This is a genomic window from Planctomycetaceae bacterium (genome assembly GCA_041398785.1).
Lineage (GTDB): Bacteria > Planctomycetota > Planctomycetia > Planctomycetales > Planctomycetaceae > JAWKUA01.
In genome coordinates, this window is sequence record JAWKUA010000014.1 from 169,253 (window position 1) to 182,741 (window position 13,489).

Here is a 13,489-nt window from a genome sequence, read left to right on the forward strand (position 1 = left end):
GGAATAACGGAAGCGACTACTCCGGGCTCTCAACACTCATCGCTTTACTCTCAACTCTCTCCGGCAGCAGCGGCTTGTACCGGTAGTAAACTTCCAGCGTCAGCGTCGCAAGGCACGTGGTCAGCAGACGGCCGCCGCTGACGCTGTAGTCGGCCCGGTCGCGAGGCGTCCAGCTTCCCTTTTCAGCACCGGCCTGTTCCTGCTGAGCGATCAGATCGTCTCGCAGCCGGGTGTTCCAGCGAACCCATTCTTCGCCGCCCCAGTTTCGCATTGTCTGCGTGGCAAAGTAATTCGTGTACAGGTTGTCGTACGGCCCCGCTTTGTCCAGCAGAGCGATGCCGTCGGCCATGTCGCCGTCGTCGCGCTGCCAGCCCAGATACATGCGGCACAGCAGCGCCATCGCAGTAATCGATCCCTTGTACTGTTTCTTTTCCACTTCGTAACCGTAGCGGCCCTTGCCGTCGACCTGGACAGAATCCAGGTAGTGCATGACGCCGCGCAGAGCGTTTTCGGGAATGCGGATTCCGGCCTTTTGCGCCGACATCAGTGCCATCACCTGAATCGTAGTGACGGACGTGGAACCGGGTTCCTGCGGCAGGTACCGCCAGCCGCCGCCCCTGGGATCCTGCGAATTCAGCAGGAACCGCACAGCGTTTTCGGCGGCGGGCTTCAGACGGCCGTCTTTCGTCATGCTGAGCGCTTCGCACAATGCCAGAGTCGCGGCACCATGAACGTAATACGCTTCATTGGGTTCGGCGTCTTCATTGCCCTTGTTCAGAACACCGCGCAGGTCGTAACCGGCAGCCACATTGACTCCGACGTTTGTCAGATAGGTCAGACCGGCAAGAACCTGCTTCCGATATTTGCCTTCCTTATGAGTCTGTCCGGCCGCAAGAAACGGCAGCAGCGCGTAGGCCGTGCCTCCGATGGGATTGTTGACTTTTCCGGGATTGCTGCTGCGACCAACGTCGATGAAGTCCCAGCTTCCGTCCTGCCGCTGAACGGAAGCGAGCCATTCCAGAGCCAGCCCGACGGCGGATTCGCTGGCGGCGGATCCACCGTACTTCTGCAGCATTGCCTCGCGTCCTGCCGCGCTGCGGTTGTCAATCGTTGCCAGGTCCAACTCACCGGCTTCGGCGATGGCAGCTTCCGTACCGGTGGGCGTTTCCGGAAGCGTGACTTCCGCGACTTCGGTTTCGGTCGTCGCGGCCTCCGGCTCGGATTCCGCGGGTTCCGACTCGGGTTCCGGTTCAGGCTCAACGACTTCTTCGACGGGCTCTTCGGTTTCCTGTTCCAACTGTTCGCCGGGTTCTTCTTCCGGCGGTTCAATTTCTTCCGGCTCGTCGTTTCGTTCCTCCGCAAACCCGGCCATGATCGGGTTCAGTTGAACTTCCTGGTCGATCGTCAGTGTCATCAGGCTCAGCAGGAACAGGCTGATCATCAGGAATCCGAAACTGGTCAGAATGGAGCTGCGTCCCTTCTTCAGTTCTTCGGTCGCGGATCGCGATTGAGGTTTCAGGTCAGCCTTTTTCGCCTTGATCTTCACGCGCCGGGCCGCCAACTGTACGGAACGGGCACGTTCGACAAACTTCCGAACCGAAAGCGGCCTGCGTCCGCGGCGCCGGGAAGTGGTTTCCTTCGGACCACTCCCGGAAGTATCACCGATTGGAGGAGCGTCGCTCGATGGCCGTTCCGGAACGGTCACATCGGCGGCATTCGGCGGGGCGAACTGCGACTTCGTCGTGGGGGAGACGTTCGATTCTTCGGGTCGCGGAGCCGCAACCGACGGCGCAGTGTCAACGGTGGTGTCCGGCTGCAGATCCCTCGACGGAGGCTGCGAGCCGTCGAATTCGCCGGCCATGCGAAACTGCAGCACATCGAGTTCGTGCCGCATATCGTTTAGTTCGGCAACGGACGCCCGTTCGGCCAGAGCGGCGAATCGCTTCGAAAGTTCCAGATACTGCTGCGACAGTTCAGCCTGATGCACTGACGCGGCCGCGGCATCTCTCGCTCGCTGCTGCAGTTGTCTCACGAAAAGTTCGCGATCAGCGATTTCGACCGACGACGGTTTGTCGGCATCGGATGCTCCGGAATCACCAACACGCTCGGACATCGTAATGCCGCTGACTGAGGCCCTCGGGGGACGGCTCCATCCGGGAATCCTGCGGGCACTCCGGGGCACCGCCGGGCACCCAGTGTACTGCTGCAATGCTGCCCCGCAAGGCGACCGCAGTGAGCGGAACACGTCTGAGCCAGAAATTCACAAAACTGGCCTCGTTTCAGGACTCTGCCCTGGAACCAAGGGCGAGCGGCGCGACGTCAGTCCGCCATCCGCGCGGGCGAACGCATCAGGACGCACAACCAGCCTGAAATCGGACTGACGTCGCGCTACTCGCCGGGACTCGGCGGTGGTGCGCTACAGGAGACGCCTCGCACGCCTCGTTTCTGGGCTCTGCCCTGGAACGGGAAGAAGGTCAGGGACGAGAAAGATACAACAGCGAACTGCAACATTTGCTGCAATGACGAAATTCGCGGAATTTCCGCGCAGCAAATCGATGGCCGTTGTCACCATATCAGTACCGATGCAACCGCTCTCTGCTGAAACTTCTGAACGGCCTGACACAACAGCCGGTCTGACCGACCGCGACCTGCTGCGGCGCTTCGTGCAGGACGCCGACAAAGCTGCGTTTACTGAAATTGTGCAGCGGCATCAGGGGCTGGTCATCAGCGTCTGCAAACGAGTCATTGGCACTTATCCCGACATCGACGATGCATTTCAGGCCACGTTTCTGGCGCTGGCTCGTCGACCTCGACAGATACGCCGTGCGGAATCACTCAGCAGTTGGCTGTATAGCGTCGCGTGGAGAGTTTCCGTGCGGCTGGTTCGTCAAAGGAAGAAACATCCAGTGCAGGCTCTGCCGGAAGATCAGCCCGGTCGCGAACCGGACCCGTTGCAGCAGATTACGTTTGATCGCGAAAGTCTGATTCTCGACGAGGAACTCAACAGCCTGTCGGCAAAGTACCGTGACGTGCTGGTGATGACATACTTCGCAGATCGAACCAGTCAGCAGATAGCGGATGAACTCAATGTCAGCAAAGGCACAGTCGACGGACGCATTCGCCAGGCACGCAACCTGCTGCGAGTCCGGCTGGCTCGCCGCGGCGTGGCATTGGGAATGCTGGCGACAGTGGCAGCGGTAACGTCGAAGTCTGCCACGGCTGGAGTTCCCGCGCCGTTGATGGGTTCGACCATTGAACTGGGAACTCAGACATTAAACGGGGCACTTCCCGGTACCACGGACCTGTCCCATCTCGAACCTCTCATTCGCTCGGAGATGACTATGTTGACCACAAAGACGATCATTGCTTCCGTCATTGGCCTGTGCGCGGTCGCTGGCATCGCCGGTCTGAGCAGCGCGGCAAGCAGGCCGGATGCACGAAGTGGTGATGACGATGCTGTGCAGATCGATTCGGCTGATGTTTCGCCAGCGGATAAGAGTGACAGCCTGACTGCAGCAGTCCTCGAGGTCCTACCCGATGATTCAGCGGATACCGCCTCCCGTCTTGACGGAACTTCCGGTCCGAGCGCCGGTGGCGTCGCGACTCAGCCTGGCGGACTTGCTGTAACACTGGTCACCGCCACAGATACCGGCCCGAAGAGAACTCCCGCACCATCTTCTGGACCGTACAGAGCGTACGCTGCAGACGCTCGACCGAATGAAGTGTGGCTGCACGAAATGCTGGATGAGTCCATACCAGCGTTGGATTTTCCGGGGGATGCACAGTTGTCGGAAGTGCTGACGGCTCTGGCGGATTACTTCACGGACCAGCATTCGACTGATGATGATGAACTTCAGATGACGATCTGGCCGGATCTGGCTGAACTGGAACTGGAGGGCATCAACAGCCTCGACGAAATCACCGTTCGTGGCGTCGTCATTCCGAAGGGCATGTCGCTGAAGAACGCACTCACGCTGATCTTTGACCAGACGGACGAACCGGCACTGACCTATGTGATTCAAAACGAAGTGATGCTGATCACGACTGCCTCCAAGGCGGAATCGTCGGAGTGCATGACAACGCGTGTTTACAATGTTGGGGACCTCCACGGTCTTGACTACGACAAAGCCACCGTCTTCGAAGTGCCAAGGTCCGGCAGTGGATTGTTTGCCGTACAGGACTTGGGTGGCTACAGCGGGAATCTCGGGAATCTGCGAGCACCCAACGATGCGAATCAATCCCAACCGGGAGAATCTCCGGTACTCCACGATGCACAGGCGCCACAACAATCAAGTTTGGCCGATTTCGTGATTGCCATGACGCCGCAGCTCAACTGGATCAATGTCAGTGGCGATGGCGGTTCGGTGTGGATCGTCGGTCGGTCGCTGGTGGTACGTCAGTCGTCAGCAGGCCACGCCGCCATCTCAAGTCTGCTGAACCAACTGGCCGCCGCGAACGAAGAATAACCGAAGTCCCACGTTCGTTCCGGCGAGCGGCACGACGTAAGTCCGCCATTGTTGCGGCACACGCGCAGCATGAAAGCGGACTGACGTCGCGCTGCTCGCCGGTGCGCGAGGAAATGCGTTGTTACGGGAACTTCACGGGCAGCGGGAAATCAAGTGTGTCCTTGTTCGGCGTGAATCCGTTTCCGTCGACGTCCACGAAGACCGGATTGGTTAAGGCCGCCGGATGCTGACGACCCCAGTCCGGGCCCAGGACATCGCCAAGGACTTCAGTGCGGTGCCCGGTCGCGACGACGATGTGAGCGTCCCCGTCAAGTTCGATGTTCAGATCCTGATCGAACTTCACTGTATCATTGCCGAACTGATCCGGTGTCGTTTCGCGCGTGAAAGTCAGGCCGTCAACACGACGTCCGTTGACAAGCACGAACACCGTGTCGACATCAATCCAGTTCGGACACTGCACTCGCACGTGAACACTGACCTTGCCGGACGGTGCTGCCAGATCCTGACCGCTGACGACGGACTTGCCATCGGCGGAGAACGTGGCTTCCAGATACGGGCCGTTCGACATAATCAGTCGCCCCTGTTCGGATGCGTGCATCATTTCGGTCGAATCGATCTGAGCCGGGTCGTCGGTGCTGCTCTGAATCCAGTTCCGCAGGCCGCCGGAACCGTGGAAGTTGTAGTGAGCATCCGTGTTCACAACGCCATAGATTCGGAATCCCTGATTCAGCAACTGCAGCCAGTTCAGCATTCGCTGGTTGTTGAAGGCTTTGCCGTCGCGGACATCGAACTGCTGCAGGTCCAGAATCTTGTCGATCGGGTGAATCTCCATCACATCCATAAACTCAAAACCGCGAGAATAGCCGCCGTCCGGTTTGCCATCGCCGTCCTTATCGAAGAACAGCCAGCCCATGTCCGGGTGATTCTGCTGGATGAGTTTTTCGCTGCGGTCGTCCCACAGAGCAATGCGTTCGATCTGAGTTTCCGGACTGATGTCGGTTGTCGGCCCGCCGCCGTCCTGCGTTCGCGGCGTGTATTTCATGGGGAACACATTCTGGTGATTCAACGGCAGCGGCTGCCCGGTCAGTTCCATGCCGGACACCGTGGCGAGCTGCGACTGCAGATTGAGCGCATCGATGTGATGGCTGTACGTGCTGACGCGATTGTGTTCGGTGCATGGTGCGAATTCCACGTGCTCAGCCGCCAGGTTCAGGACTCGGCCAAGCTGGCTGCCGGTGTTGTCTCCCGACGGAGAACTGTGGCTGTGGAAATCGGCGCTGACCCAGCCGGGAGTCTTCACTGACCGCTTCAGCGACGCACTCAGTACAGAAGTCTTGCCGCCTTCAACTGTGACCTTTGTGAACACGGCATCATATTCCGGTCCGTGGCTTACGATGACGTCGTAGGTTCCGGCCTTCAGTGGAACGTCGAACGTGCCGTCTTCGGTGTAGGCCAGATTGCGAACAAAGTACTCGGCCGTTTCCGGTCCCCAGTTTGGCGTGGGTGTTCCGCCGCTGCCGATGAATTCGACCTTGGCGGGAATGGAGCGGGCTTCGCCATCGGTGATTTTCGCGCTAACGACGCCGGTTGCGTAGGCGGCTTCCACGGCGAATTCATTGTCGCCGCTCGCCACAGAAATCCTGATCGTGCCTGGCGGCAGGACGTCAATTCCAGCGGCGGTGACGTTCAGTGTGTACTCACCAGCCGGCAGTCGGGTTTCGACGTGTCCGTCATTGCCAGTCAAGACGGTGCCACGCTCCGTACTACCGGAACTGATGATGATTCGTGCTCCGGCGACCGGTTGATGCTTCGCGTCTGTGATGCTCAGTTTTGCCGAGAAAGCTTGCGGACCGCCGCTCAGTTCGTCATTCACGGCCAGCACTTCAACAAGATCCTTCGCCACAATGATTTGACGCGTGAACTCGAACGACTCACCGGGTTTCATGATTGCCGGCTGGCCATCGATCGCTTCGTAGTCCAGCACTGTCTCGCGAGCGTTGCTGTTGCAGCGAATCCGGTAGCCGTCCGCTCGCACGCCGTACGCCTGACCCCAGTAAATGTCGTGGAACCAGAACAGGTCGTGAGTTCCGTTGGGAGTCTTCGGCATATCTTCCTTGCCTCCGTCGGCTCGCAGGTCGTCTTCCACGGCCAGCGTCCAGTCGCTGCCTGTCGTGTTCTTCCAGGTTGATGTGACTTCGATCACAGGCTGATCGGGCAGCAGCGAATATCGAACCATGCAGCTCGGCCGGTCGTCGGTGCCCGGTGAAACAACAGTCACGGCATCATCGACCCGCTCCAGCATGCCGGAAAACGGAAACTTGCGGCGTCCGGGATAGAAGCAGCTAAGCTGATCGCTTTCGAAGGATGTCGCGGCGAAATCAATCAGGCAGCCGCCCACATTTCGCACGGTCATGTTCGCGTTGCGAGTATTGACGGAAGCGGCAATGATCGCCCGCGCGGCCGCGTTTTTCATCGCAATGTCGCCATAGATCGCGTCGACTTCCTTACCGCGAGGAACCAGGCCTTCCCAGTTGTCAGCGGTCAGTTTGCCGGGCACGCCGACCTGGGCGACGGCGACGCCGGACAACAGTATGGCGAGCAGGACGGTAACGATCGGCAACGCGGCGTTCTTCGACATGGAACACTCCTGAGCTGGCGGGGTGATGCGAGCGGTGAGAGTGTTTCACGATAGTCGAAAACGCGTGTTGAGTCGTGCGCGGCGAGTGAATTCTGTGTGAATCCCGGTTAACGCCACCCGGTGAGCTGCGCGGAATTGTGCGCTATCGAAGCCGATGAACTGCGCGACGTTGTGCGATGACGAAGCCAGCGAGCTGCGCGACGCGTCGACGTCGACCGTTCGCACCCGTCCAACGCGAAAGCGCGAAATCGTGCCGGACCTTTGTGCCTTCGTGCCTCGTTCGCGGCTCGCCGCGCGATGGGCCGCATTGCGAAGCCAGCGAGCTGCGACGTCAGTCCGCAATCCGCATGTCCGGACGCAAGTGGCACCGACAAATGCGTCGACCGCACCCGTCCAACGCGAAAGCGCAAGATCGTTCCGGTCCTTTGTGCCTCCGTGCCTCTGTGTGAGCCCGCGTCACGCTGCTCGCCGGGGCGAATGTCGGTGACCGGGACTTGCTCGTGCGAAATTCCGGTCGCTACCTTCGACGTCGTTTCTGTTTCGGCAGTTCGATCGTCAGGCTTTCCAGCTTGTCTTCCGACGCTGCAGTCGTCGAAGTTACGGCTGCTGCTGTCGCTGCCGGAGGAGTGGCGGGCTTTGTCTGTTCGTTTCGCACGACATCACGACTGATGGCCGTTTCCGCCGCGTGTCGGTTCAGTCGGCCACTAAGCGGGATGGCCGTGTAGGGAGAAGAAACCGTTCGGCCGTTCTCCGGCACGAATTCAACCTTCAGTCCGCAATCTGCTCTGCCGGGATTCGGCACGACGTACGGCAGGAAGACGTTGTACGAGTACCCCAGCGTTCCATTCGTCACGTGAGCGTTCCAGCCGCCGCTGTCGAACGTGAATTTGTGAACGGGAACGGGATTCAGATCGTCAGGGTTGAAGTTGTCATATTCGTAGATATTCACCGTACCTTTCACGGGAACGGGCGAAGGGTCTCCGTAACTGAAGAACAGAATCTGGCCGGCGAAACCGCGCGACGGATTGCCGTCGAGTCCGACACCTTCCGCCGCCTCCCACAGGCACAGAATCCGAGTTACCTTGTCGGTCTGTTTTCGATTGAACATGAACCGCGCCGGAGCGTGAAACAACGACGTGGTATTGCATCCGGTCAGTACGACGGCGAGGCTGAGCAGCAGCAGGCAGCGCGATGGTTTCATGGTGAAATTCCTGATGTGGTCGTGGTCTGTCCATGCTGTCGTTACAAATCAGCTGCGGAGTGCTGGAACTCCATCAGGCATGAATCGATGGGCCGTGTGCCACTGGCTGTGCCAGTGTCCTCCACCGTCGAAAGCACTGGCACAGCCAGTGGCACACGGCAAAATATGAGGGACATGGTGCCGGTGGCGCTGTGTCGTCCCGGCAGTGACGCCTACTTCCGCCGCTTCAACATTTTTTGCATCCAGCTCTCACGGGCAGCGTCGTCCGGATCCGCTTCCTCTTCGAATTCAGCGTCGTCCGAACTGAACGAAATGGACCGTGTCGCCTTTTCGGGGCTTGCTCCTTCAGCCAGTTGGCGAGTTGCCGTGGCGGGGCGAATGATCGGTTCAGCAGTTTCGTGAAGTTGTGCAGCAGACCGCTGTCCTCTGCGAACCGAAAGGCTGTCCAGAGTCGGCATTGGTTCGCTGCCCCGATTCCGTCGGTTGCTTTGAGGCGGGTAGTCTTCCATTCCCGGAGCCGGCAGGTACGGTTCGTCGGTCGGCGTGATTCCCTGTGACGGATAGATCTCACCAGGCACGCCGTAGCTTTCGGACGGTAATTGCTGATACTGCTGCAGACCCGACGGAGGCACGCTGTACAGCGGACCGTGGATCTCTTCCGCCTCGGATTCGATAAAGTGGATCCGCTCGGATTCGATCTGCTTGATCAGTTCGGAATCGACATCACCGAATACGATTCGCGGAGTCAGGAAGATCAGCAGCTCCGTTCGAGCAGTATTCGTGCCGTCGTAACGGAACGCTCTGCCGACGATTGGCAGGTCACCCAGCCAGGGCACCTTGCGTTCCAGCGTTTCGTCGGTCTTGGTAATCATCCCACCGATGACGATCGTTTGCCCGTTGGGCACGTTGACGGTCGTGTCAGCAATGGCCAAGTTGATAATGACGGAGTCGACGGTGTTGCCCGTTGTCAGGTCGGTAAAGACAGGCACGGAACCTGACGCCAGAGCACTCTTTTCCGCATAGACCTCCATTGCGACGCTGCCGTCAGGCGTAATTCGCGGTGTGACTTCCAGGATGATGCCGATTCGTTGCGGCGTAATCTGCGGTGTGACGGCCGTGACCGTTTGAGTCACACCGTTCACAACCGGCACCTGCTGGCCGACTTCCATTCGGGCAATGTTGTTATGTGTCGTGCGGATCATCGGACGGCTGAGGACGTGAACCGTTCGACGTGCGGCAAGAGCCCGCATCAGCACACTGACTGCGTCGGATTGAGCAGAGAACACAAAACCGCCAAAGCCCAGATCATTATTCTGCCGCCCAAGTGAAAAGTTCGAGAGGCCCTGGGTGCCAATCGTTCGCGTCGATGCGACCTGGCCGTTGTTCCCCAGAGGGGCCGACGTGTTATTGAAGTTGAAACCCGGTGTTCTGGTGCTTGAAACGATTGTTTGGCTGGTTGTCTGCGGCTGCCCCACTGGTGTACTCGTTACCGTCGTCGTGATCAGGTCGCCGACGACGCCACGGCTATACAACAACGGATCCTGGAACCCCAGTTCGACTCCGAATTCATCGGTGTTGTCCAGAGTGACTTCCACAATCAGAGCCTGGATCACGACCTGTGGCGGGGTGGCATCCAGTTCTTCGATGATGTCGGTGATCTTGCTGTAATAGTCCGGCGATGCACTGACGATCAGCGAGTTGCTGTTGGTATCAGGGGCAATCACCACTTCCTGGCGGATGCGTTCGATGTTGCTGATCAGGTCTTCGGTACTTGTCTGAAGCGCCTGCTGTTGTGTCAGGAAGTTCTGAATGCTGGCGGAAACCAGTTCCGCCGGAGCATTCCGCAGTTGAATGACGGATGTCTGTCGCTGACGGGAATCGTCGCTGTCGAGCCGCAGCAGAATCGCTTCCACGACTCCCAGAGCTTCCTCGCTTCCGACGGCCAGCACAGTGTTGGACCGAACGTCAGCGGAAAACTGCAGAGGAATCAGGCTGTTGGTTGCGTCTTCGGCTCCGGCAATCTGGACGCCAAGCTGCTCTTCCTGGTTCTGGTTCTCAAACAGTGACGTCAGCAGTTCCACGGATTGTGTCGCGTCGGCATTCTTCAGAGTGAAGACCTTAATCGAAGCAGTTGCGGACGGTGCGCCATCCAGTTCGGCAATCAGCGCGGACAGCAGCATCATGCTGGCCTGCGGTGCTGACACAACCAGCGTGTTCATGCGCGGATCGGCTGTGATTCGCACGTCGGCCAGAATCCCGGATTTCACCAGCCGTTCGGTATCGCCATCGGATGTCAGAAACTCCAGAGCCACCGACGTGCCGTCACGCAGTTCCTGCGGAGCCTGGTTTGTCCCGCCTCCAAACCCTCCAAACCCGCCGGCCCCGCCGGTTGTCGTCTGCGGGGGCGAACTGACGGACTGAATCGCCTGGTTGATCACGTCCGCCAGTTCTGTGGCCGTGGCATGATTCAACTGGAAGATCTGCACGCGATGAACCTTGCCAGGTGCGTCCAGGTCAATCTTCGCAATCAGGTCCGCAACCTTGTCCAGGTCGGCGGGACTTCCCTGCACAATGACGGAGTTCGTGCGGACGTCTGCAATCGACTGAATACGAGTCCGCAGCCCGCGTCCTTCCGCCGTTTCGTAAAGTGTGTCCAGCGCTGTCAGCACCTGCGAAGCGATCGCATGCTTCAGCGGGAATACTCGAAATTCCGACTGAGGATCGACTTCCTTGTCCAGCAGATGGATGTTCTCAAGGATGTTGTCCAGCTCTATCTTCGGTGCCAGAATCAGAATCGAATTCGGCTGCACGACGGGAAAGAAGGCGACCGTTTTGCGTTCCGTGGTTCCGCGCTGACGCAGTTCGGCCAGCCGGTCGTAGACGGACGTCAGCAGTTCGGACATCGCTTCGGAGTTCACGTGGTGCAGCTCTTCGAGGTGGATTCCCGGCAGAGAGCCCTGGCTCATTTCTTCCAGTTGATTGATCAGCTCGCGAATCTGTGCGACGTCTGCCTGGTTACCTCTGATGAGCAGACCGCCGATTTCCGGAATCGCCTGAATCGTGACATCGCCGCGCAAGTTGATGGAATCGCCGGGCAGATCTTCATTCTGGTCGGCAGGTGCGTTCGGATCGTCATTCTGCGGCCGGCCATTCTGCTGACCCTGCAGCGCCACCAGGCGATGAAGCTGCTCGTTGAGCTGTGCCGCCGTCGCTTCGTCGACGACGCTGGCGGGCATCAGTTCCACCGTTTCACCGCTTTCTTCGTCCAGCGGCTGGTCCAGTTCGTTGACGAGTCGGACCAAATGCCCAATCCGGCCTTCCGAAGCTTCCAGCAACAGTTCATTGGACGACTGATCGATGCCGATGCGAAAAACGGGACGAACGTTCTGAACGTTGACATTGGCCGGATTGACCACAACGGTCGGCAATCCCTGCAGGCCGTCTTTCACAAGTTCCGCACGCGTTTCGTAGACCAGATAAATGCTTCGCGCCAGCTCCGCAGCTTTCAAATGCCGGACCTGAACGGTGCGAACAACCGCGGGACCATTGTCGATCGCAGACTGAGCGCCTTGATTCCTGGGCCGCGTTAAGGTTTCACTGAATTCGCGTTCGCCGGTCGGTTCGTAGTCGCGCCGGACGTCGCCCGGGGCGGGAACATCATCCTGCTGAGCCACCCGGGTCCACGGAGTCAGTGACGACGAGTCGTCGCTGCGCCGGCTGGCCGGATGAAACGGATTTCCGGCAGCCGCGCGGTCCACCGGAGACTCCGAAGCTCGTTCGCGCCGGCTTCCCGGCTGCGGATAAGCGCTGCTGGGAGTTTCCGGAACGGTGGGCCGGGCATATCGAGTGCGCGCTTTTTCGAGCTGCAGCACGATCAGGAAATTATTCTGCAGGATCAGGCGAAAGCCCTGCGGTTCAAGTTCCGTATTCAGAATGTTCAACGCGGACTCAACGCTGTATCGCGTCTTGTCTCGCCGCGCGAAGCGGCCCGACGGGATCTTGTCCATCACCAGACTCAGTTCCGCCTGCTGCGCAACATCGCGCAGCACGCGCTGCCAGCCCGCATCGAAATAGTTTAGCCGAACGCCGTCAGGATCCTGTTCCGGGGCTGCCTGCGCATCCCCGCGTGAAAAGACCTCGCGAAACGAGGACGTGCGATCCTCGGAAGCGTCAAGCTGGTCGTTGTCGTGCAGTAGCCAGCATGTCGCCGCAGCGGTTCCCGCCAGCGCCAATGCCAGAAAGCCATGATGTCTCACCGTGGTGATCCTTCACGTAATGCAGGCTTTCAATAGCCTCCCCCCTGAACCGGAAACCGGGTCGATGACAGAGTCCGCTGCGTTTTCAATCGCCGGCAGCAGAAGAAATTCCCTTGAGGCAACGGGGAACCTGTGGCGCAAGCCTTTCGCTCTGTATCGGGTTTACCGATTATTCTGTTCTATCGGGTTGTGACGCCCGTTCAGATGAGTCGGGTTATGCCGGATTTGAGGCCGGACGGCGATTCGTCGCAGTGCCCGCGGTCTCAGGCCAGGCCGTCGGTGACTTCTGATCCTGATCCGCGTGTCGGCGGCCAACGTCGGTTGGAGTACCGTCAGGTGCGGAGTAAGCGTTGACGATTGCACGCCGGCGATCGGGGCTGATTGCTTTATGTGATTTCAGGTAAGGCTTTCCGAAGACATGTTTCACGCCATCAGAAACTTTCTGCTGAGAATGGCGGACGCCGGACGTTCGGAGGCCGACATGTCTATCGTCCGCTTCCGGGCCAACCGGCAGCAACTGCAGGATGAGTTCTTTCGGCTGGCTTCGTCCTCCGGTAAGCCTCGCGGGCTGATCTGGACGAATTGCGACTGGCAGTCGGAGTTTGCTTTGGTGAAGGACAGCAGCACGGGACTGCTGACGGCTTATTCCGCGGTCCACGTCAGTTTTGCGGCAGTGGAAGGCGGCGAGATGGAAGGCGTTGACGCCGTCTCCGCAATCCGGGAAGGCTCAGCGGTGTTCCACTATCAAAACGGACAATGGGGCACGGGAGGAGGGCTGCTGTTCAACATGTCACCGAAACTCGCCGCACAGCGTGTCGGTGACGGACATGAAGTGCTGCGGATTGTCGATTTGGAATGACCGACATGACGGACTCCGCGCGCTCCGGCGAACTACGCCGCCCACCGCGCGACGTGAGTCCGCTTTCGC

General features: G+C 59.2%; 6 protein-coding genes. 2 read left to right on the top strand and 4 right to left on the bottom strand.

The features are described from left to right. Nucleotides 1-16 precede the first annotated feature (16 nt). Nucleotides 17-2,113, bottom strand: a complete 2,097-nt coding sequence (locus R3C19_17180) for a prenyltransferase/squalene oxidase repeat-containing protein (GenBank protein ID MEZ6062076.1) — start codon at nt 2,111-2,113, stop codon at nt 17-19. A 469-nt stretch (nt 2,114-2,582) separates the two neighbouring features. Here R3C19_17180 and R3C19_17185 point away from each other — a divergent pair, with 469 nt between their 5' ends. After that, a complete protein-coding gene (locus tag R3C19_17185) occupies nt 2,583-4,466 on the top strand; it encodes a sigma-70 family RNA polymerase sigma factor (GenBank protein ID MEZ6062077.1) in 1,884 nt (627 codons plus the stop codon). 121 nt (nt 4,467-4,587) lie between these two features. On the opposite strand, the gene R3C19_17190 is transcribed toward R3C19_17185, so the two are convergent. From R3C19_17190 to R3C19_17200, 3 genes are all read right to left on the bottom strand, one after another. Beyond that, nucleotides 4,588-7,104, bottom strand: coding sequence for a CehA/McbA family metallohydrolase (locus tag R3C19_17190; GenBank protein ID MEZ6062078.1), 2,517 nt, complete (start codon nt 7,102-7,104; stop codon nt 4,588-4,590). 517 nt (nt 7,105-7,621) lie between these two features. Beyond that, nucleotides 7,622-8,305 carry a hypothetical protein gene (locus R3C19_17195; protein MEZ6062079.1) on the bottom strand — a complete coding sequence of 228 codons (684 nt, stop codon included), beginning with the start codon at nt 8,303-8,305 and terminating at the stop codon, nt 7,622-7,624. Between the two features lie 212 nt (nt 8,306-8,517). Beyond that, nucleotides 8,518-12,561: a secretin N-terminal domain-containing protein gene (locus R3C19_17200; GenBank protein MEZ6062080.1), complete on the bottom strand. Its 4,044-nt coding sequence runs from the start codon at nt 12,559-12,561 to the stop codon at nt 8,518-8,520. Between the two features lie 418 nt (nt 12,562-12,979). On the opposite strand from R3C19_17200, the gene R3C19_17205 reads away from it, so the two are divergent. After that, nucleotides 12,980-13,420 (top strand): hypothetical protein, encoded by a 441-nt coding sequence (locus R3C19_17205; GenBank protein ID MEZ6062081.1) that lies wholly within the window; start codon nt 12,980-12,982, stop codon nt 13,418-13,420. Nucleotides 13,421-13,489: the final 69 nt, after the last annotated feature.